The following is a 17,895-nucleotide window of genomic DNA, read 5'->3' as shown; positions in this document are numbered from 1 at the left end:
CTACTCGGCAATCGTCACCTGCCCGGCCTCGGTGCGCGCCCGGTAGTCGGGGCGGTACATGTCCATCACCGAGGCGGCGGGGTGGTGGAAGCTGCCGGGCGACACCGCCCGCACGATATAGGCCAGCCGGAACGGGTTGCTGCCCGACCAGTCCACCGCGGCCACGAACCGCTCCTGCCGGAACTCGGTCATCCGCGTGTCCTGGAGGCTGTCCACCCAGTCCAGCGCCGAGATGTCGCCGGCGCGGATCAGGTTGGGGTTGTCGATCTCGAACCCGGCGGGCAGCGGGTCATCGACGATCAGCCGCGCCTCGCCCCCGGCATAGGGGGTCACCTCCAGCACCGCGACCATGCGGTCGCCTTGGCTCACTGCAGCGGGATCCACCGGCGCGCCTTCCAGATCGTAATAGCTGCGGGTGATCTGGTAACCGTTGCCGCTGGCAGGTTCCGGCTCTGACGGCACGCCGAAGGTGGTCAGCGTCACCGTTGCCTCGGCGCCAGAGCCATTGGTGATGCGCATCGCCGCGCCGCCCGCGGTCTGATCCTCCAGCATCCGCACCAGCGGGCCGGTGACCGGCGCGCCGTCGATGGTGAAGCCCTCGGCGCCGGGCCGGTCGATCAGCGCATGGGTCGCCAGCAGCGCCCATGTCGCCTCTTGCGTCGACAGGTTGCGGCTGGCCACACCCGCCGCCACCGCATCGCCCAAGGCGTCGGAGGGGATCGCGGTGGACCCCGCTTCGGTCGCCAGCGCCAGCAGCGCCGCGCCGTCGCGCAGATGCGTGCCATAGTCGGCGCGCCAGACCTGCCCTTCCTCCCTGCCAAGGTTCGCCGCGACCATCCGCGCCGCGCGGGTGAACATCGCATCGGCGCGGGTCTGGTCTCCGTAGGAGGCCAGCGCCGCGCCCAGTTGGGCCGCCGCAATCGGCGTGTCGAAGGCGTCGGGCTTCACATCGGCATAGTAGCGCAGATCGCCGATGGCCGCCGCCCCCTCGCGCGCCAGCACCATCAGCGCATAGGCATAGGGGCCGGCGCCCTCGTCGAACTCCGGTGCGTAGTTCAGCTGGTTGCGCAGGTTGTCCATGGCGGAGCGGAAGGCAGTGTCGGGCACGGCGTAGCCCGAAGCCCGCGCCCGGCTGAGGAAGTCGGTCACGAAGGCATCGAGCCACAGGTCGCCCGAATCCGCCTGCCACAGGCCAAAGGCCCCGCTGGCCGACTGGTTCAGCAGCACCTCGGCGATGGATTGCTCGATCCGGGGGCGCAGGTCCTCGGCTGTCGTCACGCCCATCACGTCCGCCACCTCGGCGAAATACAGCAGAGGCAGGGCGCGCGAGGTGATCTGTTCCGTGCAGCCATAGGGATAGGCATCCAGCGTCGCCAGCAGGCCGGGCGCATCGAAACGGGCGATGGGGCCCACCGCCAGCGTGGCTTTGCCGGTGCCGGGGATCAGCCCGGCGAAGACATTGGCGTCGAAGGTGAAGTCCTGCCCGGCCGCAAGGGTGAAGCGGCTTTGGCGCGAGAGCTCGGGATCGTTCACCTGCACCGGGATCACCAGATCCTTGACCAGTTGCTGCCCGTCCGGCGTCGTCAGCGAGACGCGGATCGACGACAGCCCCTCTGCCTCGCCCGCGGTGATCGGCACCGATACGGCGGCCTTGCCCAGATCGGCCAGATCGACGCCCGAGGGCGCGGTGCCAAGGGTCAGCCCGTCGGCGGTGACATCCAGCCCCATCCGCCCCGAAGGGCCGGTGGCATGGACAATCTCCAGCAGCACCCGCGCGCTGTCGCCGGGGGCCAGGAAGCGCGGGACAGAGGCGGTGACGACCACCGGATCGCGCACCAGCACCTCGGCCTCGGCCTGGCCGATGCCGGACTGCGACCACACGACCGCCATCAGCCGCACCGTGCCGTTGAAGGCCGGCATGTCGAATTCCGCCCGCGCATAGCCATCGGCGCCCACCTCGACCGGGCCCTCGAAATAGGCCACCAGCTCTTCCGTCGGGGGCGGCGATTGCAGGCGCATCCCGCCGCCGGCGTCACCGCCAGAGCGGACTGTGCCGGGAGTCCCGGCCTGCCCGTCGATCAGCCGTCCATAGGCGTCGCGGAAACCGACGCCCAGCTTGCGCTGGCCGAAGAAATGCGAGTCCGGGTCTGGCGAGGCAAAGCCGGTGAGGTTCAGGATGCCGACATCGACGGCGGCGATGGTGGCATAAGCCGTCTCACCCGCAGCCACGCCGTCCACCTTCAGCGCCACCGGCAGCGGGGCGCGGGGGGCGGATTCGGGCGGCGTCTCGAAGCTGGCGGCCAGACGGCGCGCACCGGGATCGACGGCGGCATGGGCAAGCCCAAGCGCGCGGGCGGGGGCGCGGCCTTCGGCAGCGTCCGCCAGCGGGCGCAGGACGGACGCTGTGACATAGGCGCCCGCACCCCAATCATCTGTCACGGTCAGCTCGATGGTGTTCTCGCCCGACGTCACCTCCACGGCGCGGCTTTCGATCAGCCGGTTGGATACGACGTTAACCAGCGCCACACCCGCGGCGCGCGGCACGATGCGCAGGGTGGCGGTTTCGCCCGGCGCATAGGCGGGCTTGTCCAGTGCAAGCTCCAGCATGTCGGGCGTGTCGCCCCCCTCGGCCGAGACATACCAGCCGGCGGAAAAGCCCATCGAGGTGGCGGCATAGGCGCCGCCCGTGGTTTCCACCACGATCTCGTACTCGCCCCATTCCGTCGGCGCGGTCACGGTCAGCGGGTCGGCGCCAAGCGTCGCGTCGCCTTCGGCCACCACCGTCCGCGTCGTCACCGGCTCCCAGTTCCACTGGCCATACATCACGTACCATTGGTAGTCGGTCTCGACCCGGTTCACGCGCCAATGCACCTGTTGGCTCACGGGCTGAAGATCGGGACCGAGGGCCAGCAGGTCGAAGCTGGCCTCCTGCCCCTCGCCAAGCGCTTCGCCGTCAAAGCCGGGGCGGATCCCGATCACCGGGGTCGCCGGCATCACCGGGCGCTCCAACCTACGCTCGACCGGGCGGCCGGAACCTTCGGTCAGCCGCACGGCCATGCGCGCCAGCAGCGGGCGGCCGACATCGCCCATTTCGGGGAAGACCACCGGCAGGGTGGCGGTGCCATCCTCGGCCGTGTCGCCCTCCGCATAGAGCGTCTCGAACCACGGCGAGAAGCCATCGTCATGGCGGCCAAAGCGGTAGCCGTCATAGCCCGGCAGGGTATCGGCAGCGGACAGGCGCAAGTCACCCTCGATGCCAAGGCCAGCGCCCGGCGCGCCGAACAGGTAACGCGCATCGATGGCGATTTCCGGCAGGCTGTTCAGCGCGAGAACATCGTCCGGCAGGGTCAGGTCGAAATCGATCCGCTCGGGCAGGAAATCCTCGACCAGCAGCGTCTGGCTGGCCAGCGGGGGCGCGTCGGGGTCGGCAAAGGCCTCCAGCCGCCAGGTGCCGCGGGGGGCGTTGCCGGCGATGGGCAGGCCGGCGACATGGCCGCCAGCCCCGGCATCGGCCGCCAGCACACGGGAATACTCCACGCCGTCAGGCCGCATCAGCCGCAAGGTCAGCGGCAGGCCTTCCAGCGCCGCGGTCCGCGGATCGCGGGCCAGCGCGGTGACGTGGACCGTTTCCCCGGCGCGATAGGCGCCACGGTCGGTGGTCAGGAACACGTCGATGGGCGGCGCCGCCTCGCGGCCCGCAACGCCGCGGTCCGACAGGTCGAACTCGGGGTCGGTCAGCGGCAGGAAGGCGAAGTCCTCCTCCCCCTCCGCCACCGTCACCAGCGCGGGCTGCGCGCCGCCGCGGCCCGCGGTCATCGCGGCCGGGAAGTTGGCATAACCCTCGGCATCCACGGTCGCGGTGCCGATCACCGCATTGGCGCGGGACACCAGCGTCACGGTCGCCCCCGCCTTCGGCCCAGCATCGGCCAGCGAGCGCACGAAGACATGCAGCCCGTCGGTGCCCGACAGCGTGGTCAGGCCCAGATCCGACACGATGAACCATTGCGAGGCGGGCGGAGTGTCATAGGGGTCCTGCCCCGGCACGGCGGCAGTGAGGATGTAGATGCCGGGCTCGGGATCCCCCAAGGCCTCGTCCAGCGGCAGGCGGGTGGTCATGTCGCGGTTGACCTCCATCACCACCTCGGCGGTGCCGGTCCAGACCTCCTCGGTCATCTCGGCGCTCAGGTACTCCGCCTCGTAATACTCCAGCGGGCGGCCGAAATAGTCGTTCTGGATGGCGCGGATCAGGTTGCGGTCGGACAAGCGCGCAAGGCTCAGGTCCAGCTTTTCGGTGTTCACCGTCTGGACCGGCAGGCCGGCGCCCTCGGCCCGCGGCAGCAGGTAGGCGCGGCCCGGGAAGCTGGCGCCGGGGCTGCGGTCGCGGACATATAGGTTCAGCGTCACATCGGCGGCCAGTTCCTCGCCCGATTGCGCCGGCATGCCCTCGCGGAAGGTCACGTCATAGCGCTGGCCGTGGGTGACGCCAGAGATGCAGATCTGTCGGTCCGAGGCCTCGACCGCCAGCCCGGTCTCGGGCAGGCGCAGGAAGGTGGCGTAGTCCACCCCGGCCGGCACGAGGGTCTCGTTGAAGATCGCGCAGATCTGCGGGCGGGCGCTGTCGGCGCGCACCTCGTGGCTCTCGATGCGGAAACCGTATTTGCCGATCGCCTCCTGCAGCCAGGCGGCGGTGTCGTCGCGCGGCTGCAAGGCCTGCGCCAGCCGCAGCGCCGGAATCATCTCACGCCCCCGCTCCACCGCCTCGAACGCCGCCGCCATCTCCAGCAGGGCCGCGGCGCGCACCGCAGGCGCATCCGCCCGCAGATAGCCGTTGATCGCCGCCGAAAGCGCCCGGTTGCGGTAGTCGGAGCGGTCGTTGTCGCTGACCTGGGCCAGCAGCAGCAGGCGCGAATATTCCACCCACTGGTCGGCGGCATCGGTCAGGTTCAGCGCCGCGCCCTGCAGCTCTGCCGCCGAGGTGTAGTTGCCCTCGGCGCGATCACGGGCGGCGACGGCCAGCAGATCCTCGGCCGTCCAGTCGCCGGTGGTGTGGCGCCCGGCAAGGCCCATGGCCTGTTCGTAGGCGACGGTGAAGTCATACTCCTGCAGGAAATCGAGCTCGCCCGCCCGGGTCGCGGCACGGGCGGCCAGCCCCGCCTCCGCCTCGCGCACCCAACCGGAATAGGCGCCGTCATAGGGCTGCATGTCGCTGACGCCGTTCTTGGGAAAGCACGAGCCGGAACGGGAATTGAAGGTGAAGGCCGTGCAGCTGGCATTGGCAAGGCAGGCGGCCTGACACGCCTCCAGCGAAGTGTCGAAGATCGACTGAATGTCGCCGCCCGGGAAATCGACGCCCACGGTCATAACCAGCCGGCGTTCGGGGACCAGCGGGCCGGTCTGCGCCAGGGCTTGCGGGGCTTGCAGGGCAAGCGCCCCGGCGACAAGGGCAACGGCCCTGACCAGACGCAACATCACCTAAGCCCTCCCTCAAGATTTGCCGGGATGCTGGCAGTGGCGCGCCCGCTTTGCAAGGAGTCGCTCACTGCCGGGCGCCCGGCGCCAGTGTCATTAAGCGCATTTTCACCCGGAGCGGCGACGGTCAGCAAAGCCGCACGGAACCTGCGGCGGAACTCGAACCGGGGGCGGCGTGCTGGAGCGGCTGGCAAAGGAGCGTCGGGCGAGGCTCGCAGCCGAACGGCTGCTGGAGCAGAAGAAGCGCGAGCTTCAGGCCGCCAACCAGCAACTGGCCTTTCACGCAAGGTCGCTGTCGGACCAGATCGTGGAACAGCGGCAGGGGCTGGCGCAGGCGCTGTCGGAAGCCGCCAGCCTGAAGGGCCAGAACACCAGGGTTCTGTCGGACCTTGAACACGCGACCTCGCTGGCGCGGATTGCGCAGACCCGGCTGTGGGACGCGCTGGAAACCGTGCGCGACGGCTTTGCGGTCTTCGACGGCGACCTGCGGCTGGTGGCGGCGAACCGTGCCTGGCTGAGCTTTTTCGAGGGCGAGATCGCGCTGAGCCAGGGCGTGACCTATGATGCGGTGCTGAAGATCGCCGCGCAGCACGGGCTGATCGAGCTCGATGGCCGCGACCCGCTGGACTGGCACCACGAGATGACGGCCCGCATCCGGCGCGCGCAGATCGAACCCTGTGTGCTGCGCCTGCCCGGGGGTCGGCACATCAACATGATCGACCGCTGGGGCCGCGACGGCGATCTGGTCTGCCTGACGCAGGACATCACCGCCACCATCCAGCGCGAGGCAGACCTGCAGGAGGCGCGCGACAAGGCGGAGGCGGCGAACCGCGCCAAGTCGGCCTTCCTCGCCAATATGAGCCATGAGATCCGCACGCCCATGAACGGTGTCGTCGGCATGTCCGACCTGCTGTGCGAGACCGAGATGACCGAGGATCAACGGCTCTATGCCGAAACCATCCGGTCCTCGGGCGAGGCGCTGCTGACCATCATCAACGATGTGCTGGACTATTCACGGATCGAGGCGGAGCGGATGCAGCTGTATCCCGAACCCTTCGACCTGGAGCGCTGCCTGCATGAGGTGATGCTGCTGCTGCAACCCGCCGCGCGGGAAAAGGGGCTGAAGCTGCTGGTCGATTTCGACCTGTTCCTGCCCACCCGCTTCATCGCCGATCCGGGGCGGATGCGGCAGGTGCTGACCAACCTCATCGGCAATGCGGTGAAGTTCACCGCCCGCGGCCATGTGCTGGCGCGGGTGGTCGGGATCGAGCTGGCGGATGACAGCTATGAGCTGCATGTGACGGTGGAGGATACCGGGATCGGCATCGCGCCCGAGCATGTCGAGCATATCTTCGGCCAGTTCAATCAGGTGGAGTCCGCCTCGAACCGCAAGTTCGAGGGGACGGGGCTTGGCCTTGCCATCACCCGGCAGCTGATCGAGCTGATGGGCGGCACGGTCTGGGTGGACAGCGTGCTGGGTGAGGGGTCCTGCTTCGGCTTCCGACTGCCGCTGACCCCGGCGGAACCGCGCGAGGAGATCGACAAGCCCTCCACCCCGATCCGGTTGAAATGCGCGATGGTGGTGGATGACCTGCTGATCAACCGGGTGATCCTGGAACGGCAGCTGGAAACCTACGGGCTGGAGGTAACGCTGTGCCGGTCCGCCGCCGAGGCGTTGCACGTGATCGAGGGCGGCGCGCAGTTCGACCTGGTGCTGACCGACCATGAGATGCCGGGGATGAGCGGGCTCGATCTGGCGCAGCGGTTGCGCGAGGGCGGGATGCGGGTCCCGATCCTGCTGCTGACCTCGGACCCCGAGGCGGCGCAGGGGGCTGCGGGAGACGGCGGCGATCTGTCGGGGGTCATGCAAAAGCCGGTGCTGCGCAGCGAGCTGTTCCGCACCTTGCAGGACCTGTCCTGCATTCCGCCCGAGCCCGCGGCCGCGCCGCCACCGCCCGAACGCCCGCCAGAACCGGGGCGGCAGATGCGGGTGCTGGCGGCCGAGGACAACCGCACCAATCAGCTGGTCTTCCGCAAGATGGTGAAGGAGTTCGACATCGCGCTGGACTTCGCCGGCAATGGCCGCGAGGCAGTGGCGCTGTGGCAAGGCTGGCAGCCGGACCTGATCTTCATGGATATCTCCATGCCCGAGATGGACGGGCGCGAGGCGACCCGCGCCATCCGCGCCGCCGAGGCCGGCACCGGCGCGCATGTGCCGATCGTGGCGCTGACGGCACATGCGATGGCGGGGGATGCCGAGTCGATCCTGGCGGCCGGGGTGGACCACTACCTGACCAAGCCGCTGAAGAAGAGCGCCATCGCCGAACGCATCGCCGCGCATTGCCCGCCCGAGGCGCGCCCGCCGCTGCCGGCGGGAATGGAGGCCTGAGGGTTGCGCTTGCGGCAGGCGCCGGGGGTTTTCCACCCCCGGACCCCCGGAGGATATTTCTGCCAGCAAGAAGGGGGACGTGCGCGAGCCAGAGAACCTGGTGGAGGGGGCCGGCGGGGCGCCGTGCGTCACTCCACCCCCAGCATCATGTCGGCCACGTTCTCGGCGATCATCATCGTCGGGGCATTGGTGTTGCCCGCGATGATCGCCGGCATGATCGAGGCATCGACGACCCGCAGCCCCTCTACCCCGCGCACCCGGCCCTGCGGATCGGCGACAGAGGCGGCGTCGGCCCCCATCCGGCAGGTGCCGACCGGGTGATAGATGGTCTCGGCGCGGGCGCGGATATCGGCGATGAGGTCCGCATCCGACTGCACTGCGGGCCCCGGCAGCACCTCGGCCCGGATCCGGCTGGCCAGCGCCGGCGCCGCCATCACCTGCCGGGCGATCTTCAGCCCGTTCAGAAGCACGCCGATATCGTCCGGGTGGCCCAGATAATTCGCCTCGATCCGCGGTGGAGACGTGGGGTCGGCGCTGGTCAGCCCGATGCGGCCGCGGCTTTGCGGCAGCAGGTCGCAGACATGCAGCGTGACGCCGTAGCCCCAGGAAATCTGCCGCCCGTGGTCGCGCAGATAGGCGGGCAGGAAGTGGAATTGCAGGTTGGGCCGGTCGCGCCCGGCATCCGAGCGCACGAAGCCGCCGGCCTCGGCGACGTTCGAGGTCAGCTCGCCCGTGCCCTTGGTGGCGAAGCGCCAGGCGGCGCGCAGGGCGCGCGGCAGGAAGCTGGGGGCGAGGCCGATGGGTTCGCGGCCCGTGGTGCAAGACATCACGGTGATGTCGAGATGGTCGGCCAGGTTCTCGCCGACCTCGGGCGCCTCGTGCAGCAGCGCGATGCCATGCCGCGCCAGCTCTGCCGCCGGGCCGATCCCCGAGAGCATCAGGAGGTGCGGCGACTTCACCGCCCCCGCGGCAAGGATCACCTCGCCGCCCTCCTTCAGCAGCAGGTCCCGCCCCTGCAGCCGCACACCGATGGCGCGGCGGCCCTGGAACAGCACCCGCTCCACCTGCGCGCCGGTCTCGACGGTCAGGTTCGGCCGCTGGCGGACCGGCGCCAGAAACGCCCGCGCCGCGCTGAAGCGCCGGCCATTGCGCTGCGTCACCTGATAGAGGCCGACGCCCTCCTGGCTCTCGCCGTTGAAATCGCGGTTCCGAGGGAACTGGCACTCCACCCCCGCCTGCACGAAGGCGCGGCTCATCGGGTTCACCTCGCGCAGGTCGCTGACAGTCAGCGGGCCATCCGTGCCGTGATGCGCGTCCGCCAGCGCAGTGTTTCCCTCCATCCGCAGGAACAGGGCGCGGGCGCGGTCCCAACCCCACATCGGTCCCGCGGCGGCGGCCCAACCTGCGTAATCGGCCGGGTGGCCCCGCATGTAGATCATCGCGTTGATCGAGCTCGATCCGCCCAGAACCTTGCCGCGCGGCCAATAGAGGCGGCGGCCGTTCAGCGCCGGCTCGGGCGCGGTGTCGAAGGCCCAGTTGATCCTCCGGTTGCGCGCCATCGCGGCAAGGCCAAGGGGCATGTGGATCAGCGGGTTGCGGTCGCGCCCGCCCGCCTCGATCAGGCAGACGCGTGTGCCCGGATCGGCCGACAGCCGGTTCGCCAGCACGCATCCCGCCGACCCCGCCCCGACGATGATATAGTCGAACATGCGCCTACCCCAGCAACCGCTTCACCAGCCCGATCAACCGCCTGACCCGCGCCGTGTAGGGCGGGAAGACCAGCGGCAGCGCCGAGGCGTGGTTGGTCAGGATCGCCCGCTCATGGCTGAAGGCGCGGAAGCCGTATTCGCCATGCGCCGCGCCGATGCCCGAGTAGTTGACGCCGCCGAAGGGCAGCCCGGTATGGGTGAACTGCGCCACGGTCAGGTTGACGCCGACGCTGCCCGAACTGGTGGCGGCGATGATCCGCTCTGTCCCCGCACGGTCCTTGTCGAAGACATAGAGCGCCAGCGGCTTGGGCCCGGCGTTGATCCTGGCGATCACCTCGGCGATGTCGTCATAGGCGATGATCGGCAGGATCGGGCCGAAGATTTCCTCCGCTGAGATCCGCATCTCGGGCGTCAGCGCCTCGATCAGGGTGGGGGCCATGCGGCGGCCCTGCGCCTCGCCGCCGAGCGTCAGTTGCGCCCCTTTGGCAAGGGCATCGCTCAGCAGGCCTGACAGCCGCGCCGCATGCTTGTCACTCACGATCTGCGCCAGATGTGGGCTTGCCCCGGCCTCGCCATAGGACTTGGCGATCCGGGCGCGCAGGCCTCAAGGAAGGCATCCTTGACGGAGCGATGGACGAAGACGTGATCGGGCGCGATGCAGGTCTGGCCGGCATTGGCGAACTTGCCGAAGCTGATCCACTTGGCCGCCTGTGTCAGGTCGGCATTGGCCCCGACGATGGTGGGCGACTTGCCCCCCAGCTCCAGCGTGACCGAGGCGAGGGTCCTGGCCGCGGCGGCCATCACGATCTTGCCCACGGCCGGACTGCCGGTGAAGAAGATATGATCGAAGGGCAGCGCCAGCAGCGCCTCGGACACCTCCACGCCGCCTTCGACAACCGTCACAAGGTCGGGCGAGAACGCCTCGCCGATCAGCCGCGCAATCAGCGCCGAGGTCGCCGGCGTCATCTCCGAAGGTTTCAGGATCGCGCTGTTGCCCGCCGCCAGCGCCGAGACCAGCGGGCCGAGGCACAGGCTGAACGGATAGTTCCACGGCGCGATGATCAGGCATACGCCCCGCGCCTCGGGCCGGATGCGGGCCGAGGTGCCAAGGGTCGCCAGCGTCGGCCATGCCCGGCGCGGCCGCATCCAGCGCCGCAGGTTGCGGCGCGCGTGGCGCAGCTCCTGCATCACCGGCAGCAGTTCGGTCAGGATGACCTCGGCCTCGGGCTTGCAAAAATCCGCGGCCAGCGCGGCGACAACGGCCGCCTCGTTGCGCCGGATCGCCCCCGCCAGCCGGTCCAGCGCCTCGCGCCGTTCGGCAAGGCCAAAGCCCCTGCGCCGCGCCGCTACCCCCGCGGCCTGCACCGCAAAGGCCGCCCCGGCGCGGCTCTCCTCCGTCCCCATCCCGCCCGTCATCGTGCCCCCTCCCCCGGTGGTCACCGCCCGCAGACGCAGGCAGCAGCCCAAGCCTCGCAGACCAAGGTGCCGCGCGCCTAGCGGAACGCTGCGTCAGGTCCAAAGGACAGTCCGGTGAAAGGACAGTTTCAGGGAACACCCCTGCCCGGCAAGTGCGCCGACAGAAGCCGCGCGGTGCCGGACCCTGACGCGTTGACGCACCCACCGTAGAGGGGGCCAGCGCCGGCCCCCTCGCGCGGGATCAATCCTCGCGGTCGTCCTTGAACGTGCGGTGCCCCGAGATCATCGTCGAGACGATGGACTGGCGGCTCATGATATCCTCGCGGATCGCCACATAGATGTGGACGATCATGAAGATCACGATCCACCACATGCCCAGATGGTGCAGCGTGTGCAGCCGCTGGCTGTTCCAGGTCAGACCGTGGACCCAGCCGAAGAGGGTGTCGGTCAGGCTGCCTTGCTGCGCGCCCTCGGCATAAAGCGCCATGCCGGTGACGATCATGAAGCTGACGCCAAGGGTGATGAAGAAGAACATCGCCAGCTGCGCCAAGGGGTTGTGGCCCACGTATTTCTTCGGCGCCTTGGCGATGAACAGGTACCAGCGGATCTCGAAGATGACCTCGCGCCAGAACTCCAGCTTCCAGACCGGCACGTAGAACAGCTGCCTTGCGTGGTGGTTGCCGACGAAGGCCCAGTAGATCCGGCCCAGAAAGCCGATGGTCAGGATCCAGCCGGCCGCGAAATGCGCGAAGCGGATATAGCCGAAGACGAACTGGTCGGTCGCCTCGCCGATCTGCATCGAGGGCAGCGGCGAGCCGATGAAATAGCCGGTGATGCACAGCACCACGATCGCCGCGGCGTTGATCCAGTGCCACATCCGCACCGGCGCCTCGTAGACGTAGATCGAGGTCTGGCGGCTGACGGTGGCAAGGTCTTCGGGGGCCAAGTCGTGTGCTACCTCATGGGCCGCGATGTTGGTGGTGGGGGTTGCCATGACCTCACCCCGCCATCAGCCAGAGGCCCGACAGCGCGATCCCCGCGCCAAGCGCCTGCTGCACCACGGGGCGCTGCGCGACCGCGCGGGCGAGGGCAACGCCCACCAGATGCAGCGCCGCGGTCGAGATCAGGAAGCCCGCCAGATAGGCCGCGGCATTGCCCGCCGCCTCGGTCGCATGGGCATGGCCATGGGCCGAGGCGAACCCGGCAATGGCCACCAGCGAGGCGCCGGTGATCCAGCCGGGTTGGCCGCGGCGGCTGACCAGCGTCAGCAGGCCGAAGGCGATGACGGATAGGACGATGACCCGCTCCACCCCGGCGAAACCGATGCCCGCCCAAGACAGGCCGGCGCCGAGGGCCATGGCCGCCATGAAGGCCGCCGCCCCCGCCCAGAACTGCCGCGGCAGGACAAAGCCCGACCACAGGCCCACCGCCAGCATCGCCAGCAGATGGTCCGCCCCGAAGAGCGGATGTTGCAACCCGTGCAGGAAGCCATTGGCGTCGCCATGGCCGGTATGGGCCAGCGCCGGGCCTGCGATCAGGACCGCGGCGACGGTAAGTGCTGTTTTCCTCATGATCATCCCTCGCTCAGCGGACTTTGACATTGGCCAGCTCCTGGCCCTCGGGCGACATCACATGGGTGGAGCAGGCAAGGCAGGGATCGAAGCTGTGGAGCGTGCGCAAGATCTCCACCGGCTCCTCGGGGCGTTCGACCTTGGTGTTCATCAAGCTGGCCTCGAAGGCGCCGATATTGCCGGCCGCATCGCGCGGGCTGCCGTTCCAGGTGGTCGGCACCACGCATTGATAATTCTCGATGCGCCCGTCCTTGATCTTGACCCAATGCCCCAGCGCGCCGCGGGGGGCTTCGGTCATGCCGACGCCCTTGGCCTCTTTCGGCCAGGTCGAGGGGTCCCATTTCGCAACGTTTGCAGTGCTTTCGTCGCCGTTCTTGATGTTGGCGACCAGCTTGTCGAAGAAGTGCTTCTGCAGCCGCCCGCAATACTCGCTTTCCAGCGCCCGCGCCGCGGTGCGCCCCAGCGTCGAGAACAGGGCCGACACCGGCAGGCCCATGGTGCCCAGAAGCCCGTCGACCTGGTTCCTGATGTCCTCATGTCCCTTGGCATAGCCGACGACATAGCGGGCCAGCGGGCCCACCTCCATCGCGTGGCCCTTCCAGCGCGGGGCCTTGATCCACGAGTATTTCGCCGCCTCGTCAATCTCGATGATATTGGTGCGGCTGCCCTTGGCGTTGGGCCCCAACTCGTATTTCGGCTTGGTCTCGCCATCCCAGGGATGCAGGCCGCGGCCCGGCTCGCCGTATTCGTACCAGCTGTGATCGACGAATTCCTGGATCTGCTCGGGGTCGCGCACATCGACATCCAGCACTTCGTTCATATTGCCGTTGATGATCGCCCCGCGCGGCAGGTGCAACTGCTCGGGGCTGAAATCATTGGCGTTTTCGGGAATGTCGCCATAGGCCAGCACCGACTTGCCCGACAGGCCGCCGCCATAGAGCCAGTTCTTGTAGAAGCCGCCGATGGCGATGACATCGGGGATATAGACGTTGTTGTTGAACTCGATGCACTTGTCGATGATCGAGGAGACAAGGTTCAGCCGCTCGATATTGATCGCGCCGACGGCCCCGGTGGAATGCACGTTGATCGGGCAGGGCACCCCGCCCACCAGCCAGTTCGGATGCGGGTTCTTGCCGCCAAAGACCGTGTGGACCTTCACGATCTCCTTCTGCAGGTCGAGTGCTTCCAGATAATGCGTCGTCGCCATCAGGTCGGCTTCGGGCGGCAGCAGATAGGCAGGGTTGTCCCAATAGCCATTCTTGAAGATGCCAAGCTGGCCGCTTTCCACGAAAGCCTTCAGCCGGTTCTGCACGTCGCGGAAGTACCCGGGGCTGGAGAGCGGGTGATTGGGGCTGACCATCTGCTGCAGTTCAGAGGTTGCTTTAGGATCGGCCCGCAAGGCATTGACCGGATTGACCCAATCCAGCGCGTGCAGGTGGTAGAAATGCACGATATGATCATGGATCTGCAGGTTCAGCTGCATGATGTTGCGGATCGAGTTGGCGTTGTCGGGGATGGTGATCCCCAGCGCATCCTCGACCGCGCGCACGCTCGTCAGCGCATGGGTGCCGGTGCAGACCCCGCAGATCCGTTCGGTGAAGGCCCAGGCGTCGCGCGGGTCGCGGCCCTTCAGGATCACCTCCAGCCCGCGCCACATGGTGCCGGTGCTGACGGCGTTGCGGATGATGCCCTGGTCATCCACGTTCACCTCGCAGCGCATATGGCCTTCGATCCGGGTGACCGGATCGACCACGATGCGCTGGCCCGCGGTATCAAGGGTAAAGCCGTTCGGCGTTGTGATCGTCATGGCTCAGCCCTCCACCTTGTCTTGCGTCTTCTTCTGGGCGCGCTTCAGGGCGCTGACAGCCGCATGGACCGCGACCGCGCCGCCCACCACGCCTGCCGCCGCCATGCCGACCTGGTCGGCATTCGCCTCGACCCCGAACTGCTTGATATTGGTCAGGCGGTTGTAGAAGCCGCCCTGATCCCAGAACCCGTCTTCCGAACAGCCGATGCAGCCGTGGCCGGACTGGATGGGGAAGCTGGTGCCCTCGTTCCAGCCGACGGTGGAGCAGGCGTTGTAGGTGGTCGGCCCCTTGCAGCCCATCTTGTAGAGGCAATAGCCCTTGCGGGCATTGTCATCGTCCCAGGCCTCGACGAACTGGCCGGCGTCGAAATGCGGGCGGCGATAGCATTTGTCATGGATGCGCTGACCGTAGAACATCGCCGGGCGGCCCTGACGGTCCAGCTCCGGCAGGCGGTCGAAGGTCAGCATGTAGGTGATGACGCCGGTCATCACCTCGGCGATCGGCGGGCAGCCGGGCACCTTGATGATCGGCTTGTCGGTGATGACCTTGTGGACCGGCGTGGCGCGGGTCGGGTTCGGGCTGGCGGCCTGCACGCAGCCATAGGAGGCGCAGGCCCCCCAGCTGATGATCGCCTTGGCCCCGGCCGCCACGTGGCGGAGCTGTTCGACGAACGGCTTGCCGCCGACGATGCAGAACATCCCGTCTTCGTTCAGCGGCGGGTTGCCTTCGACGGCAAGGATGTAGTTGCCCTTGTACTTCTCGATGGCCTCTTCCAGCGCCGCCTCTGCCGCATGGCCTGCCGCGGCCATCAGCACATGGCTGTAATCCAGCGAGATCATCGACAGGACCACATCCTTGGCCAAGGGATGCGCGCCGCGGATGAAGCTTTCCGAGCAGCAGGTGCATTCAAGGCCATTGACCCAGATCACCGGGGTGCGCGGTTTCGTTTCCATCGCATGGGCGATCTTGGGCACGAAGGCCGGACCAAGGCCCAGGGCCGAGGCCGTGAGCGAGCAGTATTTCATGAAGCTGCGCCGGGTGATCCCCTGGCGGCGCATGACCTCGTAGAAGGTTTCGATCTGGCTCAACGCTGGCCCTCCCCTTTTTGGTCGACGGCATCCCGATGCGCATGGCGCACCTCTCCATGTGTCAGTGGATCAGGGGCAAGGGGGCGGGACAAAGGAAAATAGGCCGTCGCATACAACGGGGATTTTTGTTCAGTTTCTTATAGATGGGCGGCGCGTACCCCCCGGACACCGGATGCGCGCTGACCGTCTTTCTGCCAGACTGGTCAGTCCCTTTCCGCATGGGCAATATGCCGCGCCGCGGCAATGACCGCCTGACCCAGGGCAAGCCCGCCGTCATTGGCCGGTGTGGTGCGGTGGATCAGGACGGTGACGCCCTGAAGGGCGCGCAGCGTCAGGCCCAGCAGCAGCGCGTTCTGGAAGCAGCCGCCAGACAGGACGACGGCCTTGGCCTCGCCGCTCTCCACCAGCGCGCGGGCCTGGCCCGCGAAGGCGGCGGCGAGCCCGGCGTGGAACTGCCAGGCAATCTGCGCGGCGGGGTCGCCTTGCGACATCTGGCGGCGCATCTCGGCCCACATCGGCGCGGGGTCGATCTGCGGGCCGGTCTGGGCAAACCCGAGTGCCCCACTGTTCGGCGAGAGACCCGCCAGCGCCTCCAGCCGCATCGCGGCCTCGCCCTCATGGCTCTGCGCCGTCGGGCAAATCCCCAGCACCGCCGCCACCGCATCGAACAGCCGCCCGGCGCTGGAGGAGAGCGGGGCGTTGATGCCCCGCGCCGCCGCCTGCCGCAAGACGTCACGCGGGGCCTCGGGGAAGAGGTCATCGGCCCAGTCCGCGTGCCCCGCCTGATCCAGCCGCATTAGCGCGTTCCGCCAGGGCTCGCGCGCGGCCCGGTCGCCGCCGGGCAGCGGCGCGGGCGTCAGTCCGCCGCGCCGGTCAAAGCCGTGGTAATCCCCCAGCAGCAGCTCGCCGCCCCAGAGCGTGCCATCCGGGCCAAGCCCGGAGCCGTCGAGGAGGATCCCCGCGACACGGCCCCCCTTCAGCGGCCAGCCGTTTTCGGCGAGGCAGGCGGCCAGATGGGCATGGTGGTGCCAGACCTCTGTGACCGGCAGGCCCATCGCATGGCCGGCTTGAGTGGCGCGATAGCCGGGATGGGCATCGACGGCCACCAGTGCGGGGCGGTGGTCGAACAGCGCGGTGTAGTCGGCAATGGCCCTGGTGAACTCATCGGCGCAGAGCGCATCGCCCAGATCGCCCAGATGATGCCCCAGCAGCGCCTGACCGGGTTTCAGCAGGCAGATCGCGCCCTTCATCTGCCCGCCAAGCGCCAGCACCTGCGGCGCATCCGCAAAGCCCGGCGGCAGCGGCAGCGTGCCCGGCACCCGCCCCCGCGCGCGGCGCAGCACCATCGGCGGGCTGGCACGCTCCACGCTGTCGTCGAGCCGGCGGGCGATGTCGCGGTCATGCATCACGAAGCCATCGGCGAAGGTGGCCAGCTTGGCCCGCGCCTCGGCATTGCCGATCACCTGCGGCTCACCCGACAGGTTGCCCGAGGTCATCACCAGGGGGCCGGCAATGGCGTCCAGCAGCAAGTGGTGCAAGGGCGTGTAGGGCAGCATCACGCCAAGGCTGGACATGCCCGGAGCCACGGCCTCGGGCAGCGCCCCGCGCGAGGGGACCAGAACCACGGGCGCGGCCGGATCGCGGAGCAGGGCAAGGTCGGCCTCCGTCAGCAGCGCCAGCGCCGGCAGATCGCCCTCGCGCGCCATCAGGGCGAAGGGCTTGGCGGGGCGGCGCTTGCGGGCGCGCAGCAGGGCGAGGGCGGCGGGGTTCGAGGCATCGCAGGCAAGGTGGAAGCCGCCGAGGCCCTTCACAGCAAGGGTGCCGCCTGCCCGCAGGCAAGAGGCGGCGAGGGCGATGGGGTCACCGGGCTGCGCCTGCCCCGCCGCCTCATACCACAGGCGCGGGCCGCAGGCGGGGCAGGCGATGGGTTGGGCGTGAAAGCGACGGTCGGCGGGGGTGTCGTATTCGGCCCGGCAGTCGGGGCACATGAGGAAGGGCGCCATCGTCGTCTGCGCCCGGTCGTAGGGCAGCGCGTGCAGGATGCTGAAGCGGGGGCCGCATTGGGTGCAGTTGGTGAAGGGATAGGCGTGGCGGCGGCCCGGCTGGCGGATCTCCGCGGCGCAATCGGGGCAGGTTGCGGCATCGGGCGTCACGCGCGTCTCGGCGCCGCGGCCGCGGCTGGGGGCGATCTCGAAGCCGTCGGGCAGCGCGCCCGAGAAGGGCGACACCTCCACCGCATCCACCCGGGCCAGCTTCGGCGCGCGGGCGGAGATGGCCGCGACGAAGGCCTCGGTTCGCGCGCCCGCGACCTCGATCAGCACGCCCTCGGGATCATTCAGCACCCGGCCGCGCAGGCCCATCTCTTGCGCAAGCTGCCAGATGAAGGGGCGGAACCCCACCCCCTGCACCTGCCCGCGCACCCGGATGGAAATGCCCCCCATACCC

Annotated in this window: 10 protein-coding genes; 1 reads left to right on the top strand and 9 read right to left on the bottom strand. The window is 68.8% G+C overall.

Translation table 11 applies throughout. The annotated features are described in order from the left end of the window. Positions 1 to 5,469, bottom strand: a complete 5,469-nt coding sequence (locus tag GVY41_RS01665; RefSeq protein WP_161343112.1) for an alpha-2-macroglobulin family protein — start codon at positions 5,467 to 5,469, stop codon at positions 1 to 3. A 175-nt stretch (positions 5,470 to 5,644) separates the two neighbouring features. On the opposite strand from GVY41_RS01665, the gene GVY41_RS01660 reads away from it, so the two are divergent. Continuing rightward, positions 5,645 to 7,858 carry a response regulator gene (locus GVY41_RS01660; protein WP_161342732.1) on the top strand — a complete coding sequence of 738 codons (2,214 nt, stop codon included), beginning with the start codon at positions 5,645 to 5,647 and terminating at the stop codon, positions 7,856 to 7,858. A 128-nt stretch (positions 7,859 to 7,986) separates the two neighbouring features. Here the strand turns inward: GVY41_RS01660 and GVY41_RS01655 are convergent, their stop codons facing one another. The 8 genes from GVY41_RS01655 to hypF all read right to left on the bottom strand — a co-directional run bounded on the left by GVY41_RS01655 (position 7,987) and on the right by hypF (position 17,891). Further along, on the bottom strand, positions 7,987 to 9,567 hold the full coding sequence (locus GVY41_RS01655; RefSeq protein ID WP_161342730.1) for a GMC family oxidoreductase: 1,581 nt from the start codon (positions 9,565 to 9,567) through the stop codon (positions 7,987 to 7,989). A 4-nt stretch (positions 9,568 to 9,571) separates the two neighbouring features. Beyond that, complete coding sequence (locus GVY41_RS20475; RefSeq protein ID WP_268234484.1) at positions 9,572 to 10,105, bottom strand: aldehyde dehydrogenase family protein; 534 nt, start codon at positions 10,103 to 10,105, stop codon at positions 9,572 to 9,574. Further along, entirely contained in the window at positions 10,102 to 10,983 is an 882-nt protein-coding gene (locus tag GVY41_RS20470; RefSeq protein ID WP_268234486.1) for an aldehyde dehydrogenase family protein, read from the bottom strand. The genes GVY41_RS20475 and GVY41_RS20470 overlap by 4 nt, the downstream gene beginning before the upstream one ends. A 241-nt stretch (positions 10,984 to 11,224) precedes the next feature. Continuing rightward, positions 11,225 to 11,977 carry a Ni/Fe-hydrogenase, b-type cytochrome subunit gene (gene cybH / locus GVY41_RS01645; RefSeq protein ID WP_161342728.1) on the bottom strand — a complete coding sequence of 251 codons (753 nt, stop codon included), beginning with the start codon at positions 11,975 to 11,977 and terminating at the stop codon, positions 11,225 to 11,227. A 4-nt stretch (positions 11,978 to 11,981) separates the two neighbouring features. Further along, positions 11,982 to 12,554 (bottom strand): HupE/UreJ family protein, encoded by a 573-nt coding sequence (locus GVY41_RS01640; RefSeq protein WP_161342726.1) that lies wholly within the window; start codon positions 12,552 to 12,554, stop codon positions 11,982 to 11,984. A gap of 13 nt (positions 12,555 to 12,567) precedes the next feature. Further along, entirely contained in the window at positions 12,568 to 14,361 is a 1,794-nt protein-coding gene (locus GVY41_RS01635; protein WP_161342724.1) for a nickel-dependent hydrogenase large subunit, read from the bottom strand. Positions 14,362 to 14,364: 3 nt separating this feature from the next. Beyond that, the gene (locus GVY41_RS01630) at positions 14,365 to 15,450 is read right to left on the bottom strand and encodes a hydrogenase small subunit (RefSeq protein ID WP_161342722.1); all 1,086 of its coding nucleotides are present in this window, start codon (positions 15,448 to 15,450) and stop codon (positions 14,365 to 14,367) included. A gap of 203 nt (positions 15,451 to 15,653) precedes the next feature. Further along, positions 15,654 to 17,891, bottom strand: coding sequence for a carbamoyltransferase HypF (gene hypF / locus GVY41_RS01625; RefSeq protein WP_161342720.1), 2,238 nt, complete (start codon positions 17,889 to 17,891; stop codon positions 15,654 to 15,656). Positions 17,892 to 17,895 lie beyond the last annotated feature (4 nt).

The organism is Frigidibacter albus, from assembly GCF_009908165.1.
GTDB lineage: Bacteria > Pseudomonadota > Alphaproteobacteria > Rhodobacterales > Rhodobacteraceae > Frigidibacter > Frigidibacter albus.
Note: the sequence above shows the minus strand (reverse complement) of the source record. Positions and strands in the feature narration are given on the sequence as shown.